The following is a 20,090-nucleotide window of genomic DNA, read 5'->3' on the forward strand; positions in this document are numbered from 1 at the left end:
GGCGCGGCATGTCGCGGCTGACCACCGGCTCTCCCGCCTCCTGCACGCCGCCCTCCTCATCTCTGGGCCGGGCACCGATGCCAGTCTCGGTATCCGGACACCCCATCCACCCCTTGGAGTTTCTCCCATGACCCTGCTGACGACGTGGCCCGAGTCCGGACCCGAGACGCTGGTGCGCCGTACCTCCGACCCGGCCGAGATCGCCGCCGCGCTCGCGCCGATCGGTGTGCGCTACGAGCAGTGGCCGGTCCGCGAGGACGTGCCCGCGGACGCGGACAGCGACACGGTGTTCGCCGCGTACGGTGCCGAGATCGAGAAGCTGAACGCGGAGGAGGGCTTCACGACGGTCGACGTCCTCGGGCTGCACCCGAGCGACGACCCCGAGTACCCGGCCAAGGCGAAGGCGGCGCGCGCGAAGTTCCTGCAGGAGCACACGCACGACGACGATGACGAGGTGCGCTTCTTCGTCTCGGGGTCCGGGATCTTCTATCTCCACGTAGGCGGCGAGGTGCACGCCGTGCTGTGCGAGAAGGGCGACCTGCTGGGCGTGCCGCGCGGTACGACCCACTGGTTCGACATGGGTACGTCGCCGTCGTTCACCGCGATCCGGTTCTTCCACGAGGAGGACGGCTGGGTCGGGAACTTCACCGGTGACCGGATCGCGGACCGCTTCCCGGACTTCGACACGATCGACGCGGGGTACCAGCGGGACCGGGCCACGGCGTGACGCTCCGGTTCGACGTGGACGCCGTGGTGCTCGACATCGAGGGCACCACGAGCGCCACGGGGTTCGTCGTGGACGTGCTGTACCCGTACTCCCGCTCTCGATTCGGAGCACTGCTCTCGGAGCGGAGCGGTGATCCGGCGGTGGCGCGGGCGACCGCGCAGGTGCGGGAGCTGATCGCGGAGCCCGACGCGGACGCCGCCCGCGTCGAGAAGGCCCTGAACGGCTGGCTCGACGAGGATCGCAAGGCCACCCCGCTCAAGACGCTCCAGGGCATCATCTGGTCCGAGGGCTTCGCGCGCGGCGACCTCGTCTCGCACTTCTACGAGGACGTCGTCCCGGCGCTGCGCGCCTGGCACGCGGCGGGCGTACGGCTGCACGTGTACTCGTCGGGGTCCGTGGCGGCGCAGCGGGCGTGGTTCCGGTCCAGCCCCGAGGGCGATCTGCTGCCGCTCGTCGAAGGGTTGTACGACACGGAGAACGCGGGGCCCAAGCAGGAGCCGGCGTCGTACGAGACGATCGCGGCGGCGCTGGGCACCGCGCCCGACCGGCTGCTCTTCCTCTCCGACCGGCCCGGCGAGCTGGACGCGGCGCGGGCGGCCGGATGGCGGACCGTGGGGGTACGCCGCCCCGGGGAGCCGTACTACGAGCAGGGAGTCGGCGATCACCCGCAGGCGGGGACGTTCGACGAGATCACCATCGCGAGGAGCACCACATGACCGCCGAGACGCCGGCCCTCGACCTCAAGGAGGCGGGCGCGGTCCTGGCCGCCGAGTCGGCCCGCTTCGCCTCCTTCGGCTGGATGCGCGGCACGTCCGGCAACCTGTCCGTCGTCCTGAGCCGGGACCCGCTGCGGCTCGCCGTCACCGCGAGCGGGCACGACAAGGGCGAACTCACGCCCGACGACGTGGTGCTGGTGGACGGTTCGGGTGCGGCGGTCGCGGGCGGGAAGCCGTCGGCGGAGGCCGAGCTGCACGCGCGCGTGGCCGCGCTCACGGGTGCGGGGGCCGTCGTCCACGTCCACACGGTCGCGTCCGTGGCCATGGGGCGCCGGGAGCCCGGGGGCATCGTGTTCCGGGACCTGGAGATGCTCAAGGGCGTCGGCCTGCCCGCCCACGACGTCGAGGTCACCCTCCCCGTCATCGCCAACAGCCAGGACATGAAGGTCCTGGGCGACCGCCTGGAAGCGGCCCGCGACCCCCGCATGCCGGCGGTCGTCGTGGCAGGCCACGGGCTGTACGTCTGGGGCGCGGACCCACGCCGGGCCCGCCATCACACCGAAGTGGTGGAGTGGCTGCTGGAGTTGGAACTGACGGGCCGCTGAGTCATTGCGGCGGGTGGACTCACCCGGGATGAAAGCACCGTGTGAGTCCACCCCCGGCGGCTAGCGCAGGTGGTGGGCCGGGAGTTCGCCCGCCGATATCTCCAGCACCCCGCGTTCGGTCACCAGGCCCGTCACCAGACGGCCCGGGGTGACGTCGAAGGCCGGGTTGTGGCCTCGGGACCCGGAGGGCGCCGTACGGATGCCCGACCACTCCAGTACCTCGTCCTCGCCGCAGAGTTCGATGTGGATGTCGGCACCCGTGGCCGTGGCCAGGTCGACCGTCGTGGTGGGGGCGGCCACCAGGAACGGGATTCCGGCGTCCGCGCAGGCGAGGGCGACCCCGACCGTGCCCACCTTGTTGGCCGTGTCGCCGTTGGCGGCGATGCGGTCCGCGCCGACGATCGCCGCGTCGACCTCGCCCCTCAGGATCGTTCCCGCGGCGGCACCGTCGGCCTGGACGTAGTGCGGTATGCCCTCCTGGAGCAGTTCCCAGGCGGTGAGGCGGGAGCCCTGGAGGAGGGGACGCGTCTCGTCGGCGTACACGACCTCGACCAGGCCGCGCGCGTGCAGTTCACGGATGACGCCGAGCGCCGTGCCCCAGCCGGCGGTGGCGAGCGCACCGGTGTTGCAGTGCGTGAGCACCCGCAGCGGCCGGTCCACCCCGACCTTCTTGAGTAGCCAGTCCGCGCCGTACGCCCCCATCGCCCGGTTCGCCTCGACGTCCTCGCGCTGGACGGCCGCGGCCTCCGCGAGCACCGCGTCCAGTCCCTCGTCGAAGCGGGCCATCACCCGGTCGACGCACACCATGAGGTTCACCGCGGTCGGGCGCGCCGCACGGACGCGGGCCACGGCCGCCCGCGTCTCCTCGGCCGACCAGCCCTCGCGCTCGCCCTGCAACAGCGCGAGCGCCACCCCGTACGCCCCCGCCGCCCCGATCGCCGGCGCGCCGCGCACGACGAGCCGCTGGATGGCGTCCACCAGCCCGTCCACGTCACGGATCTCGCGGGTCTCGGTGCGGTGCGGCAGGACCGTCTGGTCGATGAGCGCGAGGCTGCTTCCGGTCCAGTCGACGGCGCGCAGTTCCTGGGGCATGACGGGCACTCCTGATGTTCCGAAGATGCGCGACACCGTACATGACCTTTGCGAACCACAGTTCGAGACAGCCGGACGCGTGTCCTGAAACCGGTGTTACTCTCCAGCACCCGCAGCCCCCAGGCCGACGTGAAGGAGGACGTGTGCTGCTCACGATGCGCCGCTTCCTCGACTTCGGCCGGTGCGCCGCCGACGGCTGTCGTAGCTGACCGCAGTTCAGCTCCCGCCGTTCACCCCGAGGTCCCCCTCACCGCTCCACCCTCTTCGCGCTGCCGCCCCAGCGTGCCCCGCCGCACCCACTGGAAGGTCATCCCCATGTCCCCCGTGTCCCGCAGAAGTCGCCGCCCCCTCCAGTTCGCCGCCCTCGCGGCGGGCACCGCGCTCCTCGCCACCGCCTGCAACGCCGCCGCCAAGGACAGTTCCTCCGAAGGCGCCAAGAGCAGCGGCAAGTCCTTCACTCTGGTCACGCCCGACGCCGTCGGGCAGAACGAGTTCCTGAAGCTCGCGGTCGACGGGGTGAAGGCCGCGGCCAAGGCGCACGACGGGACGCAGAAGGTCTACGAGTCCTCCGACACCGCCTCGCAGCAGCAGAACGTGCAGGCCGCGGTGGAGGCCAAGCCCGACGTCATCGTGCTGGTCGGCTTCGAGTTCGCCGACCTGGTCGCGCAGCAGGCCAAGGCCCACGCCGACCAGCAGTTCCTGATGATCGACGCATGCACGACGAAGACGTTCAAGAACGTCGGTTGCGCGGTCTTCCGCGAGCACGAGGGCGTGTACCTGGCGGGCGCCGAGGCCGGGCTGCTCAGCAAGAGCGGCAAGGTCGGCGCGGTGGACGTCCTCGACACGCCCCAGTTCCGGCGCTACAGCGACCCGTTCGCGGCCGGTGCCAAGAAGGTGGCCGCCAAGACGTCCACCTCGACGCGCTTCGTCGGCGGCCAGTCCCCGTTCGACGACTCGGCGCGCGCGAAGGAGCAGGCGAACTCTCTCCTGTCCAAGGGCACCGACCAGATCATGGCGGCGGCCGCGGCCGGCAACTACGGCGTCTTCGAGGCCGCGAAGGCCAAGGGTGCGTTCGCCTACGGCGTCGACGTCAACCAGTGCGTCTCCTCGCCCGGCACGGTCGTCGACAATGTGATCAAGCGCACGGACGTCGCCGTGGAGAAGGGCATCGACCAGGTCCTCGGCGGCAAGGCGGGCACGACCGTGTCGTACGGCCTGAAGGAGGGTGGCATCAGCCTGACCGGTCTTGAGGCCGGCGTCGACTCCTCCAAGTGCGTCATCGCCCAGCACAAGGACGTCCTGACGAAGGTCAAGGCGCTGCGCGACCAGATCGTCGCCGGGGAGCTGAAGGTCGATGACCCCGCAGCGAGCTGACGCCGAGGTCGCCGTCGAACTCCGGGGAATCACCAAGCGGTTCCCCGGCACGCTCGCCAACGACGCCGTCGACCTGACCGTCCGGCGCGGTGAGATCCACGCGCTGATGGGCGAGAACGGCGCGGGCAAGTCCACGCTCATGTCGGTCCTGTACGGCATGGAGCGGCCGGATGCCGGTGAGATACGGATCGACGGTCGTGCGGTGACCTTCGCGGATCCCGGTGCCGCCATGGCCGCCGGGCTCGGCATGGTCCACCAGAGCTTCAAGCTGTTCGACTCGCTGACGGTCGCCGAGAACGTCGTCTTCGCGGCCGAGCCGCGCCGCTTCGGTCTGGTCGACCGGGCGGCGGCCAGGCGCCGGGTGCGCGAACTCGCCGCGGAACACGGCCTCGCCGTCGATCCGGACGCCCGGGTCGGCGACCTGCCGGTCGGGCTGCGCCAGCGCGTGGAGATCCTGAAGCTGTTGCACCGCGGCGCCCGTACGCTCATCCTCGACGAGCCGACCGCGGTGCTCACCCCCGCGGAGGCCGACGCCCTGTTCGCGGTGCTCAAGTCGCTGACCGCACAGGGCCGCACGGTGATCCTTGTCACGCACAAGCTGCGTGAGGTCCTCGAAGGCAGCGACAACGTCACGGTGCTGCGCGACGGACGCGTCGTCGCCCGGCTGCGCACCGCCGAGACGACCGCCGACGAGATCGCCGCCGCGATGACGGGCCGCGCGGTCGAGCTGGACCGCGTGCACGCCCCGGGCACCCCGGGCGACGTGGTGCTGGACGTGCAGGATCTCACCACGGACGCGGTGCGCGAGGTCCGGCTCACCGTCCGCGCGGGCGAGATCGTCGGCATCGCCGGCGTCGCGGGCAACGGCCAGAGCGAGCTGATCGAGGCACTGGCCGGACTGCGGCCGATCACGGCCGGGCAGGTCACCCTGCGGGGGCGGGACATCACGCACGCCTCCGCGACCGAACGGCGGGCGCGAGGCCTCGCCTACGTACCCGAGGACCGGCACGCGGTGGGCACGGCGCCTGCCGCGTCCGTCGCGGACAACCTCGCGATGGGCCACCACCGTACGTCCCTCTCGTCCCGCGGGCTGTTGTCGCCCGCGGCCGTACGCGCCCACGCGCGGCGGCTCGTCAAGCGCTTCGGCGTCAAGGCGGGCACGCCCGAGGTGCCCGCTTCCGCGCTGTCCGGCGGCAACCTCCAGAAGCTGCTGATCGGCCGCGAACTCGCCCATGAGGCACCGCTGTTGCTGGTGGAGCAGCCGACGCGCGGGGTGGACATCGGCGCCATCCAGAACATCCACGACGAGCTGATCGCCTACCGCGACGCGGGCCACGCCGTCCTGCTGGTCTCGGCCGAGCTCAGCGAGATCCGCGGGCTCGCGGACCGGGTGCTGGTGATGTACGAGGGCCGCGTGACGGCGACGTACCCGAAGGACGGGGCGGACGAACGGACGCTGGGGCTGGCCATGGCCGGCGGCGCGGCTCCGGTGGAGGTCGGAGACTGACATGAACCGAATAACGGGAGCCCTCCGCTCCCCCGTCACCTTCTCCGTCCTCGCCGGCGTGGTCATCGGCGCGCTCTTCCTCGTGGGCACCGGCGCCGATCCCTTCACCGCGTACGGCGCCGTCCTGAGCGGCTCTCTCGGCGCCGACGGCATCGGATCGACCTTGACCACCGTCACCAGCGTCCTCGGCCTGGCCCTGGCGCTGGCGATCCCGCTGCGCGCCGGGCTCATCAACCTCGGCGGGGACGGCCAACTGGTGCTGGGCGGGATGGCCGCGGCCGTCACCGGGCTGTACGCGCCACTGCCCGCACCGCTCACCGTCGTCCTCGCGCTCCTCGCGGGCATGGCGGCGGGCGGCGGGTATGCCGCCCTGGCCGCCCTGTGCGAGAACCACTTCGGGGTTCCGCTCCTGGTGAGCAGCCTGCTGCTCAGCTATCCGGCGTCGTCGCTCGCCTCCTACCTGGCCCGCTATCCGCTCAAGGAGCCCGGCTCCAGCCTCCCGCAGACGCGGCAACTGCCGGACGGGGTCGCGCTGCCGGCCTTCGGCTCGTCGACCGTGACGGTCGGGCTGCTGCTGGTCGCGCTGGCGGCGGCCACGTACTGGTTCACCGACCGACGCACGGCGATCGGCTACGAGATCCGGATGACCGGGCTCAACCCCCGCTTCGCCGCGTACGCGGGCGTCGAGCGCGGGGGGCTGACGCTGCGGCTGATGGCCACCTCGGGCGCGCTGGCCGGGCTGGTCGGTGCGATCGGCGTACTGAGCTTCCCGTACCGCTTCCTCGACGGGGCTCTCACCGCGCCCGGCTACACCTGGACGGGCCTGACCGCCGCGCTGCTGGCGGGCGCGGCCCCGCTGGGCACGGTGCTGGCGTCGTTCTTCTTCGCCGTGCTCCAGGTCGGCGGGCTCTCGATGGAGCGCACGACCGAGGTGCCGCGCGAACTGACGCAGGTGCTGCAGGCCATCGTCATCGTGTTCCTGGCGGCCCGGCTGCGCTTCCCGCGCGGCCGGCTCCGGAAGAAGGCTGCTGTCTGATGTTCTTCGACTCCGATCTCCTCATGTCGGCGTTGCGCGCGCTCACCCCCATCCTGCTGGCCGCGCTCGGCGGCGCGCTCTGCGAACGGGCGGGCGTCTTCAACATCGGCCTCGAAGGCATGATGCTGATGGGCTGCTTCACGGCCGTGACCACGAGCTGGTTCACCGGCAGCCCCTGGCTCGGCGTCCTCGCGGCCGCGCTCGCCGCCGCCGCGTACTCCCTGATCCTCGCCGTCGGCGCGGTCACCCTGCGCGGGGACGCGGTGGTTCTGGGCATCGCCATGAACCTCCTCTCCGTCGGCCTGACCAGCTTCCTGCTGCGTACGGTCTTCGGTGTGCAGGGCACCTTTGACGACCCGTCACTGGCCGGGCTCCCGTTGGTCGGTGGCTTCTCGCCGCTCGCCTATCTGGCGTGGGCCGCGGTCGCGGTGGCCACGCTGGTGCTCTCGCGGCACGTGTGGGGACTGCGCCTGCGCGGGGTCGGCGAGGCACCTCAGGCCGCGGCGACCCTCGGTGTCAGTCCAGCCAGGTACCAGTACGCGGCCGTACTCGTCTCGGGTGTCCTGTGCGGGCTCGCGGGGGCCCAACTCGCCCTCGGCAACGTCACGTTGTTCTCCGAGAACATGACGGCGGGGCGTGGCTGGATCGCCGTCGTCGCGGTCATGCTCGGCCGCGCCCTGCCCCTCGGCGTCCTGCTCGCCGCGCTGCTCTTCGGCCTCGCCGAGGCCGCCGGCTTCCGTCTGCAGGGCCTCGGCCTGCCTCAGCAGGCGACCGACGCCGCGCCGTACGTCGTCACGCTCGGCGCCCTCTTCCTCACGACGGCCCGCCGCCGTCGCCGCACCACCCCCGCTGGAGCCGTCTCATGACTCAGGACCTGCTGCCCATCACCCGGATACCCCGCACCGGTCTGCCGCCGTCCGCCGTGGTCGTCGGCGACCCGGCGCGCGCCGCGGCCGTCGCCGCCCTGCTCGACGGCGCCGAAGAGGTCTCCTACCACCGTGAGTACCGTGTGTTCAGCGGGAGTTGGAAGGGTCTGCCGGTCACCGTCGCCTCGCACGGAGTCGGCGCGCCGGGCGCGATCCTGCTCTTCCAGGAGCTGGCCGACGCGGGCGTCACGACCTTCCTGCGGTTCGGTACGGCCGGGGCGATGCGCCCGGGCATCGGGGACGGCGATCTCGTCATCGCGGAGGGGGCCGTACGGGACGACGGGGTGACCCAGCAGCTGCTGCCGCCGGAGTACCCGGCGGTCTCGTCCCCCGAAACGGTGTTCGCGCTCCAGCGCGCGGCCCGCGCCGCGGACGCACCTCACCACCGGGGTCTCGTGTGGACCCGGGCGGCCTTCCAGCCGGGCCTGATTCCGCTGACCGCCTACGACAACGCGGGCCTCGCGGCGATCGAGATGGAGCTGTCCGCACTGCTGGTCACCGCGTCGCTGCGCGGTCTCGTCGCGGGCGGCGTGCTCGTGATCGACGGCGCGAACGCGGACGAACTGGTCGACAAAGAGAACACCGGCGGCTACAACCCGCACCGCGACGTCGTCGCGGCGGGCGTGGAGCGCGGTGCGGTGGTCGCGCTGGAAGCACTGCGTCTGCTGGCGGAAGAGAGGGCGGGCGCCGCATGAGCGAGCACGCCGACCTGCTGGTCCACGGCGGGGACGTCCTCACCGTCGACGAGGCGGGCACCTTCGTACGCTCCGGCGCGGTCGTGGTCCGCGACGGCGAGATCCGTGAAGTCGGCGCCGCCGAGGAGCTGCGCACGCGGTACGCGGCCGCCGAGACCCTCGACGCGACGGGCTGTCTCGTCCTGCCCGGCCTCGTCAACACCCACACGCACCTGGCGATGACGCTGCTGCGCGGCCGCGCCGACGACGTCACGCTCCAGGGCTTCCTCGAGCGGGTGCTGCGCTGGGAAGCCGAGTTGTTGTCGCCGAAGAGCGTCGCCGCGGGGGTGCGGGCCGCGATCGCCGAGAGCGTACGGGCGGGGGTCACTTCGGCACTCGACATGTACTGGTTCCACGAGGCGGCCGAGCGGGTCGCCCGGGAGGCGGGCTGGCGGCTGCACACCGGGCCGACCTTCATGGACGTACCGGACCCGGCGGACGGCATCGCGTACGAGGACCGGATGGCGTGGGCCCGCCGTGACCTGGCCGATCGCGCGACGGCTCGGCCCGGCACCCGTCCCGTCCTCTTCGCACACTCGACCTACACGCTCTCGCCCGATCAGCTCACCGACATCGCCGCGCTGGCACGGGAGTTCGGCGCGCTGCTGCACATCCACGCGGCGGAGAACGCGACCGAGGTCGCCACCGTCGAGGTCCGCCACGGCAGGCGGCCCGTGGAACTGCTCGACTCGCTCGGGCTGCTCGGACCCGATCTGCTGATCGCGCACGCCGTGGATCTGACGGGTCCCGAGATCGCGGCCCTGGCCCGCACCGGCACCTCCGTCGCGCACTGTCCGGTCTCCAATCTGAAACTCGGCTGCGGCATCGCTCCGGTGCCGCGCCTGCTGAGCGCGGGTGTGACGGTCGGGCTCGGCACGGACGGAGCGGTCAGCTCGAACACGCTGGACGTGCTGGGAGCGGTGCGGCAGGCGGCCCTGGTCCACAAGGCGGCCGGCGATCCCACGGCGGTGGGCGCCGAACAGGCGGTCCGGATGGCGACCCTCGAGGGTGCCCGCGCACTGGGCCTCGGCGACCACCTTGGCTCCCTGGAGCCGGGCAAGCGCGCCGACCTGATCGTGCTCGACCTGAACGCGCCCCAGGTACGGCCGGTGCACAACCCGTGGTCCACGCTCGCCTACGCCGCGCACTCGGCGGACGTGAGGGACACCGTCGTCGACGGCAGGATCCTGATGCGGGACCGCGTGCTCACGACGCTCGACGAGGCCACCGCCCTCGCCGATCTGGAGGCTCTCGCCTGATCCGACCGAGGATTGTGTGTCCGTTCGTCCTGGTGACCCCACATAATGGCCCAAGACATCGGATGACTCAGCGACATCCGGAGTGACAGGGAGGTCGGCCATGGCAGTCACCGATGAGGCGATCGAGAAGATCAAGGGCATGATCGTCTCCGGCACGCTGCGCCCCGGCGACCGGCTTCCCAAGGAGAGCGAGCTCGCCGCCGACCTCGGCCTGTCCCGGAACTCCCTGCGGGAGGCGGTGCGCGCGCTCTCGCTGATCCGCATCCTGGACGTACGGCAGGGCGACGGCACGTACGTCACCAGCCTGGACCCCCAGCTCCTCCTGGAGGCGCTGAGCTTCGTCGTCGACTTCCACCGGGACGACACGGTGCTCGAGTTCCTCGCCGTGCGCCGGATCCTGGAGCCCGCCGCGACGGCGATGGCCGCCTCGAGGATCAGCGAGCAGCAACTGCACGCCCTGACCTCCCAGCTGGACGCGCTGGGCGCCGCCCCCTCGGTGGAGGAACTCGTCGCCTGCGACCTGGAGTTCCACCGGGGCATCGTGCAGAGCTCCGGGAACTCGGTCCTGTGCTCGCTGCTGGACGGCCTCTCGGGGCCCACCACCCGGGCCCGGATCTGGCGCGGCCTCACCCAGGAGGACGCGGTCAGCCGCACCCTGCACGAGCACCGGGCGATCCTGTCCGCCCTGCGGGACCGCGACGCGGAGGCGGCCCGCTCGTGGGCGACGGTGCACATCGCGAGCGTAGAGCAGTGGCTGCGCAGCACCCTGTAGAAACAGCTCGGATGACTCGGGGGGTGGTTCATGGTGGCGATCACGCGTGTTTCCGGCCCCTCGGTGGGGCAGTGATCCGTTCACTCCCCCGTGCAAGGGGGCTGCGGAGGCCCCCTGGGCACGCCGTAAGGTTGGGGCGTACGTAAGGGGCACGTCGGAAGGAGGCGCTGGGTGATCGAGCTCGAGGGGGTTCCCGAGCTGATCGACCCGGTCATGGTGGCCGCGTTCGAGGGCTGGAACGACGCCGGCGACGCCGCCTCCACCGCGGTCGCGCATCTCGACAAGGAGTGGAAGGGCGAGGTGTTCGCGGCGCTCGACGCCGAGGACTACTACGACTTCCAGGTGAACCGCCCCACGGTGTGGCTGGACGGCGGGGTCCGCAAGATCACCTGGCCGACCACGCGCCTGTCGGTGGTCCGGGTCGGCGGCGAGAAGCCGCGTGACCTCGTGCTGGTCCGGGGGATCGAGCCGTCGATGCGGTGGCGCTCGTTCTGCAACGAGCTGCTCGGCTTCGCGCACGAGCTGGGTGTGGAGCTGGTGGTGATCCTGGGCGCACTGCTCGGTGACACCCCGCACACACGTCCGGTGCCGGTGAGCGGGGTCACCTCCGACCCGGACCTGGCCCGCACGATGGACCTGGAGGAGACCAAGTACGAGGGCCCCACGGGCATCGTCGGCATCCTCCAGGAGGCGTGCACGCACGCGGGCGTACCGGCGGTGTCACTGTGGGCGGCCGTACCGCACTATGTGTCGCAGCCGCCGAACCCGAAGGCGACGCTGGCCCTCCTCAACCGCCTGGAGGACCTGATCGACCTGCGGATCCCGCTGGGCGAGCTGCCCGAGGACGCGCGCGCCTGGCAGCTGGGCGTGGACCAGCTGGCCGCCGAGGACAGCGAGGTCGCCGAGTACGTGCAGACGCTGGAGGAGGCCCGGGACACCGCGGAGCTGCCGGAGGCGTCGGGCGAGGCGATCGCACGCGAGTTCGAGCGCTATCTGCGGCGGCGGGACGGCGGGGGTCCGGCGGGCCCGGCCCCCGGCGGACACGCCACGGCCGACGGCAGCGACAGCTCCTCGTATCTGCGGGACAACCCCGGCGGTCGTCCGAAGCCTCCGAAGTCCCCGCGGCCGGAGACCGGCACCGAGGACGAGGACTCCCCGGAGGACTGAGCGGACGGATCGGGCCGGGCGGAAGCCGGGCTGACGGAAGGGGCGGTGCGCACCTGGCGCACCGCCCCTCCGCGTTCAGCGTCCCGCGGTCTCCACGCGTCGGCGTGCGACGGCGATCACGTCGTACGGGGTGTCCGGCGTCGGCGTGGTCGTGAACCGGGCGTTGGGCAGGTACAGGCGGTCCCCGTACGCGGCCACGGTGGTCGGCACGTCGAGGTCCGGGTCGGTGAGGCGGCGCTGGAAGACGCCGCTGCGCCCGTCGGACGAGAGCCGGAAGACGTCGATCGCGTTCTGCATGTTCTGCACCACGTACAGCGTCCGGCCGGTGAGCAGCAGCCCGTCGCCGTTGACGAGGGGCGCCGCGTCGCCGAGGTCGACGAGCCGGGTGACTCCGGTTCTCGGGTCGACCCGGTGCAGGCCACCGGCCCCGGTCTGCACGACGAGCAGGGCGGCGCCGTCCGGGGTCCGCGTGATCCCGTTGGCGTTGATCGTGGCGCCGGGCACCTGGCTCCAGTCGCCGCTCAGGGGGAGTCGTACGACCTCGGCCGCGTCCGGCAGGGCGCCGCCCGGGCCGAGCGGCAGCGCGTACAGCGTGGGCTGGTAGGAGTCCGTGAACCAGACCGCGCGGGGGGTCAGGACCACATCGTTGACGAAGGTTTCGGGCTCTGTGGCGAGGATGTACGACGCGAGTTCGGCGCCGGTACGGACGTCCACCACGCGGGCGCCCGTACCGACCGTGGCGATGAACAGCCGCCCCCTGCCGTCGAGTTTGAGCCCGGCCGCCGCCGTACCGGGCCCCGGGGCGATGGTCCGGCCCTGTCCGGTGCGCAGATCGGCGCGGTAGACCGAACCGTCGGCGATGGATCCGAGGTAGGCGTACGGGCCGCCGCCGATGGTGATGCCCTCCGGGCGGATGCCGTTCGGCAGATGGATGACGGTGGGTAACGAGGTCTCCGCTGCCCAGCCCGGGCCGGCCGAGGACCCGGCGAGCGCGACGCCGGCGGTCGCGGCACCGGCGGTGAGCAGTCTTCGGCGGCTGAGACGGCCTGGGAACGAACGGTGCGTGGATGTCACGGTGCGTCCTTCCGGGTGGGACCGGGAGTTGACCGGTCCAGCGATCAACTGTCCCTGCCACCCCACCACATGACCCCTGACTCCGCAGCCTTTGGCCGGTTTGCTGCGTGACATCTGTTTCAGGACGGATTGCACAGGTTTCCCCATTCAACTTGTTTTCAAACCGAGTTGGCGAAGCCGGGGTGGACGAGTCGCCTTGGGCGTGCCAGGTTGTGCCCCGAAGGCACGGCCCGGGGACGGGACTTGGCAACACCCGCAGAACCGAACCGAGAGGAGCGGTACGCGATGACCGACCAGGTACAGCCGACGCAGGGCCCGGGAACGGCCGGGCCGGGACCCGACGGAGCGGGGTTCACCTACCGGGGAGCCGAGCAGGAGCTGATCGTCGTCGCACGCCCCGAGGCCCGGCTGCGCGCCGGGGCCGAGGGCGTCCGTTCGGCGGCGGGCTCGGACGTGTCGGCCCTCAACATGTTCCTCAGTGACGAACAGCTCGCCCTGGAGCCGCTGTTCGGCAGCGAGGAACGACTGCGGCAGTCCGAGGTGGCGGACGGCGGGGGCGGAAGCGACCTCGCGCTCTTCTACCGGGTGCGCGGCGTCGAGAGCCGCGCCCAGGAGCTGCGTTCCCGGATCGCCGCGCTGCCGGAGATCGACACGGCGTACGTGAAGCCCGGCGCCGTCCCCGCCTCGGTGGGATCGGTCGGGCGGAGCACGAACGGCTCAGCGAGCGCGGACGACGGCCGACGGACGAAGGAAGGGGCGCCCGTCACCCCGGACTTCACCAGCCGCCAGGGCTATCTGCGGCCGGCGCCCGAGGGCATCGACGCCCACTGGGCCTGGCAGCGGCCGGGCGGTACGGGCCAGGGCGTGACGGTGATCGATGTGGAGGGGGCGTGGCAGCTGGGCCACGAGGACCTGGCCGCGAAGCTCGCGGGCGTGGTCGTCGGCACCCCGCTGACGGACCTCGCCTGGCGCAACCACGGCACCGCCGTCATCGGGGTGATCGGCGGCGACCGCGACGAGCGCGGGATCACCGGCATCGCGCCGGACGCGGTGACCGCGGCCGCGTCCTTCCAGGGCATGGGCACGGCGGCCGCGATCCACGCGGCGGCCGACCGGCTGGGCCCCGGTGACATCATCCTGGTCGAACTGCACGCCCCAGGGCCGCGGTTCGACTTCGAGGAGCGCGACGACCAGCAGGGTTACATCGCGATCGAGTGGTGGCCGGACAACTTCGCGGCCATCCGGTACGCGACCGCCAAGGGGGTGCTCGTCGTGGCGGCCGCGGGCAACGGCGCCGAGTCGCTCGACGACGCGGTGTACGAGCGGCGCCCCGCCGAGTTCCCCGCGTGGTGGCGCAACCCCTTCAACCCCGCCAACCCGTCATCGGGCGCGGTGCTGGTCGGCGCGGGCGCACCGCCGCCCGGCACGCACGGCCGCGACCACGGTCCGGACCGCTCCCGCCTCGCCTTCTCCAACTACGGGGCGCGGGTGGACGCGCAGGGCTGGGGGCGCGAGGTCACGACCACCGGCGGCTTCTGGGACCGGCCCGGCGACCTGCAGGGCGGTGCCGAGGAGATCGGCTGGTACACGGACACGTTCTCCGGGACCTCCTCCGCCTCCCCGGTGGTGGTCGGCGCCCTGGCCGCGCTGCAGGGCATGCTCAAGGCGGCGGCCCAGGAACCGATGTCCCCGGAGCGTGCCCGCGCGGTGCTGCGGGCCACCGGCTCCCCGCAGCAGGACGCGCCGGGCCGGCCCGCCTCCCAGCGGATCGGCAACCGGCCGGACATCAAGGCGGCGGTCACCCGTCTGCTGCCGGAGGCGGTCGGCTCGGGCCAGGCCGAACGGTACTGGGACGAGCTGCTGCCGTACCCGCGCGAACTCCCGCCCAGGCTCCGGCTGTTCGTGGCCGGTGACTGGCGCAACCTCGACAACCCCTCCCCCGAGATCCGTCAGGCGGTGCACTCCGCCTTCGCGGGCGGACGGCCCGACGTACGTGTCTGGTTCTCGGACGACGAGATCGTCGGCCTGGTGGTCACGGGCTGACGTGTCCGAGGGCGTAGCCGCAAGTCAACGATTCGATGATTCACGGAAGGTGGCACCCGTATGAGCACCACCCCGCAGATGAGTCAGCAGCAAGGACACCAGCAGGGCATCCAGCAAGGCATCCAGCTGGGGCAGCAGGCACCGAGCACGGCGCCGCCCCAGCAGTTCGGACAGCAGCAGCCCATGGCGTTCGGACAGCAGATGCAGCAGCCGTTCGGCCAGCTGCAGAACCCGCAACTCCAAAACCCGCAGCACCAGAACCCGCTGCAGCAGAACCCGCTGCACCAGAACCCGCAACCGCAGATCCCGCAGCAGCAGATTCCGCAGCACCTCCAGCAGCAGCTCCAGCAGATGGGGCAGCAGCAGCCGTTCCAGCAGCTGCTCCAGCAGCTCGGCGGGCAGCAGCAACAGCAGCAGGCGCAGGTCCTGACGAGCGGGATCGCCCAGCACTTCTGGGACGTGGTCACCCCGCTCCCGGGCCAGCCGTCGATCCTCTACCTGTTCATCGACAACGCCTGGCGCCCCCTGGTGAACCCCAACCAGGTCACCCACGACGAGGTCCAGCAGGCCTTCGCCTACGGGCAGCAGGTCATCGGCGTCTACGACGCCAACAGCAGCGCCGTACAGGCCGTCATCGTGAACAAGTGACGCTCTGAGAGAGATCTGAGAGAGAAGGGGCGCCGGGCGGTACGACCGCCCGGCGCCCCACACGTACGGGAGGAACTACAGGGCCACGCCCAGGAGGGCGTCCACGGCACGCGAGACGACGCCGGGGGCGCCCTCGTCCGTACCGCCCGTCTCGCGCTGGAGCGCCGCCCAGCGGTCGACCGCGGCGAGCGCGGCCGGTGCGTCCAGGTCGTTCGCGAGGGCCTCGCGGATCTCCTCGACCAGCGCCTCGGCGGACGGCCCGTCGGGACGCGACACCGCCGCCCGCCAGTTCTCCAGACGGGCGACCGCGTCCGCGAGGACGGTGTCCGTCCACTCCCAGTCGGCGCGGTAGTGGTGCCCGAGGAGGGCGAGGCGGATGGCGGCCGGGTCGACACCGTCGCGCCGGAGCTTCGACACGAAGACGAGGTTGCCCTTGGACTTCGACATCTTCTCGCCGTCGAGGGCGACCATGCCGGCGTGCACGTACGCCTTGGCCATCGGGAACTCGCCGGTGAGCACCTGGGCGTGCGAGGCGCCCATCTCGTGGTGCGGGAAGGCGAGGTCGGAGCCGCCGCCCTGGACGTCGAAGCCCATCCCGAGGTGGTCGAGGGCGATGGCGACGCACTCGATGTGCCAGCCGGGCCGGCCGCGGCCGAGCGAGCCGCCGTCCCAGCTGGGCTCCCCCTCCCGCGCCGCCATCCAGAGCATCGGGTCGAGCGGGTTCTTCTTGCCCGGACGGTCCGGGTCGCCGCCCCGCTCGGCGGAGAGCAGGCGCATGGCGGCGGCGTCCAGGTTGGACACCTTGCCGAAGTTGGGGTCGGACTCGACGGAGAAGTAGACGTCCCCTTCGAGTTCGTACGCCGCGCCCGCGTCCCGCAGCCGCTCGACGAGCGGCACGATGCCGGGTATCGCCTCGACGGCGCCTATGTAGTGCCGCGGCGGCAGCATCCGCAGGGCGGTCATGTCCTCACGGAAGAGGGCGGTCTCCTTCTCGGCGAGTCCTACCCAGTCGACGCCGTCGCGCTCCGCCCGCTCCAGGAGCGGGTCGTCGACGTCGGTCACGTTCTGGACGTAGTGAACCTGCCGCTTGGTGTCGAGCCACACGCGCTGAACGAGGTCGAACGCGTTGTAGGTCGCCGCGTGACCCATGTGGGTCGCGTCGTACGGCGTGATGCCGCAGACGTAGATACGGGCGACGGGACCGGGGTCGAGTGTGACGAGGCCGCCGGTCGCGGTGTCGTGGATCCGGAGGTCGCGGCCCTCACCAGGCAGGGCGGGGACCTCAGAAGCGGGCCAGGCATGCATGTCATGAGCCTAACCGGACGGAACTTCCGTATACGAACCGGACCAGCCCTGATGACGCGGAAGGCCCTCTTGCGCGACGCCCGACGCTGTGCGTCATCGGTCCTACGGGGGTGAGGGCGCCGCCCTACGGCACAACGCCCCGCGCGCACCGCCGAGGACGGCGGTCCGCCCCGCCTCACATGCGCCGTGAGCGCGAGCGCGAGGCGGTGGGTGTCGCAAGTCACGGACCGCGGACCGGACGCCACCCGTCAGCCGGAGCCGCCCGCACCCGAATCCGGCCGCGGGCGCTGGCGGTGGCGCGGCAACGGGCGCCCACCACCCAACCCGGCGCCCCACGTCCCGCACCTCCGCCACACCACACCCACGACTGCCACCCCCAGCGACGCGAACACCGCGGGGCTCGCCCCCCGCAGGCCTACGCACCGGGCGATGACGGCACCGCCGGGCAAGGCACCGCCACGGGCGGCTGCGCGCCCGGGCGTGGCCCCGCCGTCCGGGGGTGGCCACGCACGGATGTGGACCCGTCCGGGAACGGGCCCGCACGAATGTGGGCCTGCCCGGCAGTGGCCCCGTCCAGGGGTGGGCCCGTCCGGGAGTAGCCCCGCACGGGAGTGGCCCCGCACGGATGTGGACCCGCCCGGGAGCGGGCCCGCACGTGTGGGCCTGCCCTGGAGTGGCCCCGCCGGGGAGTGCGCGTGCCCGGAAGTGGCCCCGCACGGAAGTGGCCCCGCCCGGGAGTGGGTCGCCCCGGAATGGGCCCATCCGCTGCTGGGGCGGCGGAATTCGTCCCGGGGGAACCGGATTTCGTGAGACCCGGTTGGCGTACTCGGTGTGAGGCGGGCGAGCCCGGCCCCTGGACGGTCGACGGTGTTTACACCGGTGGCCAGGGGATCGCCGGCCACTCCCCGCTCGGCTCCGGGTGTTTCCCCGAGGCGAGCATCGCCTCGACACGCACGCGTGTGGCGTCGATTTCGGTGGTGGTGATGAGTTCGACCAACCGGGTGGCGAGCGGCGCGCCCGGCGCCAGACCGTCCCGCAGGGAGGTGAGGACCTCGACCGCCTCCGGCGTCAGCGACTCCCCCGCCCAACCCCACAGCAGCGTGCGCAGCTTGTTCTCGGCGTTGAAGGTGACCCCATGGTCGATGCCGTACAACCGCCCCTCACCGGCGGGCAGCAGATGCCCTCCCTTGCGGTCGGCGTTGTTGATCACGGCGTCGAGCACGGCGAGCCGCCGCAGCCGCACGTCGTCGGCGTGCACGAGCAGCGCCGTCTCTCCCTCGCCTACCTCGGCGAAGCCGATCGCCTTCCAGCCCGCCGCAGGCTCCTCGGCCTCCACCAGGGCCAGCAGCCCGTCCCCGTCGGCCTCCGGCAGGGCCTCGATCCACAGCTGGCACATGCCCTCGCCGTAGGGCCCGTCGCGCAGCACGGTGGTGGGGACCAGCCCCCAGCCCGTGGCCTCGGAGACCTCGTACGCGGCCACCTCACGCTGGGCGAGGGTCCCGTCGGGGAAGTCCCACAGGGGCCGCTCCCCGGCGATCGGTTTGTAGACGCAGAACGCGTCCCTGCCCTCGTACGAAACGGAGCAGTACAGCACCGCGTTCGAGGCCTCACGGATCCGTCCGCGCACCTTCAGCTCGCCCAGGGCGAGCAGCTCGGCCGTGGTCACGCTCCGCGGCGGTATCCGTTCTGGCGCGGACATACGTGTCCTTCCGGGTCGAGCGGGAGGCTGCACAGCGGGCAGGGCGGCCGGCCGGCGTTGACGACGTCGAGGGCGCGCTTGGCGAAGGCCCTGGCCTGCGCGCCGGTGAGCCGGACGCGGAGCATCGGCGGGCCGTTCTCCTCGTCCTGGAGCAACCTTTCCTCGGCCTCGGCGAGGTCCTCGTCGGTGTCGGCGTCGAGCTCCACGAGGGCCTGCGCCTCGACGATCATGCGCTGTTCGTCACCGTCCCAGGCCAGCGCCATCGTGCCGACCCGGAACTCCTCCTCCACCGGGGTGTCGAGAGGGGCGGTGTCGGACACCTCGGCGGGGGCCATGGCCGGGACGGGTGCGCTGCCGCCGGTGCGCCGTACGACCTCGTCGAGGAGCTCGTCCATACGTTCGGCGAGCGCGGCGACCTGGGTCTTCTCCAGAGCGACGCTGGTCACCCTGGGGCCTGAGGAGGCCTGCAGGAAGAAGGTACGGCGCCCGGGCAACCCGACCGTACCGGCCACGAAACGGTCCGGGGGGTCGTAGAGGAACACCTGACGGGACACGTCCTGTCTCCATTGGAATCGGCATGTGGACCGGCTGACTGCCTCGGCCCTCATCGGCTGCTGACAACTTGCTGACAACTACTGCGCTGCTTCGACCGCTTCACCCTACTGCGGCCGACGATCACGGTGCGCCCGCACCGCCCCCGACCGGGGCGTCCCCGCTGGGGGGCTCCTCGCGCGGCGCGAGGGAGGCGAGGTCGCCGGTGTCCCCGAGGCGCACGAGGAAGGGACGCAGTCGTGTGTAACGGATCGCGGTGATGGAACACGGTTCTACAGAGATCCGCTGGAAGAGGTCGAGATGAAGTCCGAGTGCGTCCGCGACAAGGGACTTGATGATGTCGCCGTGCGAGCACATGACGTAGACGGCGTCGCCGCCGTGGTCGCGCTCCACGCGCGCGTTCCACTCGCGCACCGCTTCGGCCGCCCGCGTCTGCATCGCCCGCATCGATTCTCCGCCGGGGAACGCGGCCGCGGACGGATGCGCCTGTACGACCTCCATCAGCGGCTCGTCCTTCAGCTCGGCGAGCTTGCGGCCGGACCAGTCGCCGTAGTGCGCCTCCCCGATCCGCTCGTCGGTGTGCACTCGCAGCTCGGGGCGGGCGTCGAGCAGCGGCTGCACGGTCTCCTGGCAGCGCTGCAGGGGGCTGGTGACGACTTCGGAGATCGGCAGCGCGGCGAGCCGCCCGGGCAGCGCCGCGGCCTGCTGGGCGCCGCGCTCGTCGAGGGCGACGCCGGGCGTCCAGCCGGCGAGCAGCCCAGCGGTGTTGGCGGTCGAACGTCCGTGCCGTACGAGAATCAGGGTGGGCATGCGGCCCAGCGTAAACGGGTGACTCGGGGACCCGGAGGGGCCTG

The 20,090-nt window shown here is 72.1% G+C and carries 19 protein-coding genes; 13 read left to right on the plus strand and 6 right to left on the minus strand.

All coding sequences use genetic code 11. The features are described from left to right. Window positions 1-127 precede the first annotated feature (127 nt). From KVT44_RS07075 to mtnB, 3 genes are all read left to right on the plus strand, one after another. On the plus strand, window positions 128-727 hold the full coding sequence (locus KVT44_RS07075; RefSeq protein ID WP_217566416.1) for an acireductone dioxygenase: 600 nt from the start codon (window positions 128-130) through the stop codon (window positions 725-727). Continuing rightward, window positions 724-1,443 (plus strand): acireductone synthase, encoded by a 720-nt coding sequence (mtnC, locus tag KVT44_RS07080; protein WP_097226367.1) that lies wholly within the window; start codon window positions 724-726, stop codon window positions 1,441-1,443. Before KVT44_RS07075 ends, mtnC begins: the two co-directional genes overlap by 4 nt. Window positions 1,444-1,526: 83 nt before the next feature. Beyond that, the gene (gene mtnB / locus KVT44_RS07085; RefSeq protein WP_229888939.1) at window positions 1,527-2,048 is read left to right on the plus strand and encodes a methylthioribulose 1-phosphate dehydratase; all 522 of its coding nucleotides are present in this window, start codon (window positions 1,527-1,529) and stop codon (window positions 2,046-2,048) included. Window positions 2,049-2,108: 60 nt separating this feature from the next. On the opposite strand, the gene mtnA is transcribed toward mtnB, so the two are convergent. Beyond that, the gene (gene mtnA, locus KVT44_RS07090; protein ID WP_217566417.1) at window positions 2,109-3,140 is read right to left on the minus strand and encodes an S-methyl-5-thioribose-1-phosphate isomerase; all 1,032 of its coding nucleotides are present in this window, start codon (window positions 3,138-3,140) and stop codon (window positions 2,109-2,111) included. Window positions 3,141-3,455: 315 nt separating this feature from the next. Here mtnA and KVT44_RS07095 point away from each other — a divergent pair, with 315 nt between their 5' ends. The 8 genes from KVT44_RS07095 to KVT44_RS07130 all read left to right on the plus strand — a co-directional run bounded on the left by KVT44_RS07095 (window position 3,456) and on the right by KVT44_RS07130 (window position 11,915). After that, the gene (locus tag KVT44_RS07095; RefSeq protein WP_229888904.1) at window positions 3,456-4,514 is read left to right on the plus strand and encodes a BMP family ABC transporter substrate-binding protein; all 1,059 of its coding nucleotides are present in this window, start codon (window positions 3,456-3,458) and stop codon (window positions 4,512-4,514) included. After that, the gene (locus tag KVT44_RS07100; RefSeq protein WP_217566418.1) at window positions 4,495-6,021 is read left to right on the plus strand and encodes an ABC transporter ATP-binding protein; all 1,527 of its coding nucleotides are present in this window, start codon (window positions 4,495-4,497) and stop codon (window positions 6,019-6,021) included. The genes KVT44_RS07095 and KVT44_RS07100 overlap by 20 nt, the downstream gene beginning before the upstream one ends. Window position 6,022: 1 nt before the next feature. Beyond that, entirely contained in the window at window positions 6,023-7,057 is a 1,035-nt protein-coding gene (locus KVT44_RS07105; protein ID WP_217566419.1) for an ABC transporter permease, read from the plus strand. After that, on the plus strand, window positions 7,057-7,923 hold the full coding sequence (locus KVT44_RS07110; RefSeq protein WP_217566420.1) for an ABC transporter permease: 867 nt from the start codon (window positions 7,057-7,059) through the stop codon (window positions 7,921-7,923). Before KVT44_RS07105 ends, KVT44_RS07110 begins: the two co-directional genes overlap by 1 nt. Then, entirely contained in the window at window positions 7,920-8,678 is a 759-nt protein-coding gene (locus KVT44_RS07115) for a nucleoside phosphorylase (RefSeq protein WP_217566421.1), read from the plus strand. Before KVT44_RS07110 ends, KVT44_RS07115 begins: the two co-directional genes overlap by 4 nt. Then, window positions 8,675-9,976: an amidohydrolase gene (locus tag KVT44_RS07120; RefSeq protein ID WP_217566422.1), complete on the plus strand. Its 1,302-nt coding sequence runs from the start codon at window positions 8,675-8,677 to the stop codon at window positions 9,974-9,976. Before KVT44_RS07115 ends, KVT44_RS07120 begins: the two co-directional genes overlap by 4 nt. Window positions 9,977-10,076: 100 nt before the next feature. Continuing rightward, window positions 10,077-10,748 carry a FadR/GntR family transcriptional regulator gene (locus KVT44_RS07125; RefSeq protein WP_054231141.1) on the plus strand — a complete coding sequence of 224 codons (672 nt, stop codon included), beginning with the start codon at window positions 10,077-10,079 and terminating at the stop codon, window positions 10,746-10,748. Between the two features lie 171 nt (window positions 10,749-10,919). Beyond that, complete coding sequence (locus KVT44_RS07130) at window positions 10,920-11,915, plus strand: PAC2 family protein (protein ID WP_075027709.1); 996 nt, start codon at window positions 10,920-10,922, stop codon at window positions 11,913-11,915. A gap of 75 nt (window positions 11,916-11,990) precedes the next feature. On the opposite strand, the gene KVT44_RS07135 is transcribed toward KVT44_RS07130, so the two are convergent. Beyond that, window positions 11,991-12,989 (minus strand): SMP-30/gluconolactonase/LRE family protein, encoded by a 999-nt coding sequence (locus tag KVT44_RS07135; RefSeq protein ID WP_217566423.1) that lies wholly within the window; start codon window positions 12,987-12,989, stop codon window positions 11,991-11,993. Window positions 12,990-13,274: 285 nt separating this feature from the next. Here KVT44_RS07135 and KVT44_RS07140 point away from each other — a divergent pair, with 285 nt between their 5' ends. Both KVT44_RS07140 and KVT44_RS07145 read left to right on the plus strand, forming a co-directional pair. Next, complete coding sequence (locus tag KVT44_RS07140; protein ID WP_190169579.1) at window positions 13,275-15,032, plus strand: S8 family peptidase; 1,758 nt, start codon at window positions 13,275-13,277, stop codon at window positions 15,030-15,032. Window positions 15,033-15,092: 60 nt separating this feature from the next. Further along, window positions 15,093-15,680: a hypothetical protein gene (locus KVT44_RS07145; protein ID WP_254649038.1), complete on the plus strand. Its 588-nt coding sequence runs from the start codon at window positions 15,093-15,095 to the stop codon at window positions 15,678-15,680. 75 nt (window positions 15,681-15,755) lie between these two features. Here KVT44_RS07145 and mshC read toward each other — a convergent pair whose 3' ends face one another. From mshC to KVT44_RS07165, 4 genes are all read right to left on the minus strand, one after another. Beyond that, window positions 15,756-16,985, minus strand: coding sequence for a cysteine--1-D-myo-inosityl 2-amino-2-deoxy-alpha-D-glucopyranoside ligase (mshC, locus tag KVT44_RS07150; RefSeq protein WP_099923535.1), 1,230 nt, complete (start codon window positions 16,983-16,985; stop codon window positions 15,756-15,758). Window positions 16,986-17,856: 871 nt separating this feature from the next. Then, window positions 17,857-18,684: an SCO1664 family protein gene (locus KVT44_RS07155; RefSeq protein ID WP_217566424.1), complete on the minus strand. Its 828-nt coding sequence runs from the start codon at window positions 18,682-18,684 to the stop codon at window positions 17,857-17,859. Then, window positions 18,648-19,238 carry a DUF3090 domain-containing protein gene (locus tag KVT44_RS07160; RefSeq protein ID WP_054231134.1) on the minus strand — a complete coding sequence of 197 codons (591 nt, stop codon included), beginning with the start codon at window positions 19,236-19,238 and terminating at the stop codon, window positions 18,648-18,650. Before KVT44_RS07160 ends, KVT44_RS07155 begins: the two co-directional genes overlap by 37 nt. 121 nt (window positions 19,239-19,359) lie before the next feature. Beyond that, window positions 19,360-20,046 carry a histidine phosphatase family protein gene (locus KVT44_RS07165; RefSeq protein WP_067365234.1) on the minus strand — a complete coding sequence of 229 codons (687 nt, stop codon included), beginning with the start codon at window positions 20,044-20,046 and terminating at the stop codon, window positions 19,360-19,362. Window positions 20,047-20,090: the final 44 nt, after the last annotated feature.

The sequence above is a fragment of the Streptomyces sp. GbtcB7 genome (assembly GCF_019091445.1).
In the GTDB taxonomy this organism is placed as follows: Bacteria; Actinomycetota; Actinomycetes; order Streptomycetales; family Streptomycetaceae; genus Streptomyces; species Streptomyces mirabilis.

What these genes read in the sequence shown, in the direction of transcription:
- KVT44_RS07100 (WP_217566418.1), top strand. Translation starts at nt 4,495, where the DNA reads ATGACCCCGCAGCGAGCTGACGCCGAGGTCGCCGTCGAACTCCGGGGA.
- KVT44_RS07140 (WP_190169579.1), top strand. Translation starts at nt 13,275, where the DNA reads ATGACCGACCAGGTACAGCCGACGCAGGGCCCGGGAACGGCCGGGCCG.
- KVT44_RS07075 (WP_217566416.1), top strand. Translation starts at nt 128, where the DNA reads ATGACCCTGCTGACGACGTGGCCCGAGTCCGGACCCGAGACGCTGGTG.
- mshC (WP_099923535.1), bottom strand. Translation starts at nt 16,985, where the DNA reads ATGCATGCCTGGCCCGCTTCTGAGGTCCCCGCCCTGCCTGGTGAGGGC.
- KVT44_RS07110 (WP_217566420.1), top strand. Translation starts at nt 7,057, where the DNA reads ATGTTCTTCGACTCCGATCTCCTCATGTCGGCGTTGCGCGCGCTCACC.
- KVT44_RS07165 (WP_067365234.1), bottom strand. Translation starts at nt 20,046, where the DNA reads ATGCCCACCCTGATTCTCGTACGGCACGGACGTTCGACCGCCAACACC.
- mtnA (WP_217566417.1), bottom strand. Translation starts at nt 3,140, where the DNA reads ATGCCCCAGGAACTGCGCGCCGTCGACTGGACCGGAAGCAGCCTCGCG.
- KVT44_RS07115 (WP_217566421.1), top strand. Translation starts at nt 7,920, where the DNA reads ATGACTCAGGACCTGCTGCCCATCACCCGGATACCCCGCACCGGTCTG.
- KVT44_RS07120 (WP_217566422.1), top strand. Translation starts at nt 8,675, where the DNA reads ATGAGCGAGCACGCCGACCTGCTGGTCCACGGCGGGGACGTCCTCACC.
- KVT44_RS07095 (WP_229888904.1), top strand. Translation starts at nt 3,456, where the DNA reads ATGTCCCCCGTGTCCCGCAGAAGTCGCCGCCCCCTCCAGTTCGCCGCC.
- KVT44_RS07105 (WP_217566419.1), top strand. Translation starts at nt 6,023, where the DNA reads ATGAACCGAATAACGGGAGCCCTCCGCTCCCCCGTCACCTTCTCCGTC.
- KVT44_RS07125 (WP_054231141.1), top strand. Translation starts at nt 10,077, where the DNA reads ATGGCAGTCACCGATGAGGCGATCGAGAAGATCAAGGGCATGATCGTC.
- mtnB (WP_229888939.1), top strand. Translation starts at nt 1,527, where the DNA reads ATGCGCGGCACGTCCGGCAACCTGTCCGTCGTCCTGAGCCGGGACCCG.
- KVT44_RS07155 (WP_217566424.1), bottom strand. Translation starts at nt 18,684, where the DNA reads ATGTCCGCGCCAGAACGGATACCGCCGCGGAGCGTGACCACGGCCGAG.
- KVT44_RS07145 (WP_254649038.1), top strand. Translation starts at nt 15,093, where the DNA reads ATGAGCACCACCCCGCAGATGAGTCAGCAGCAAGGACACCAGCAGGGC.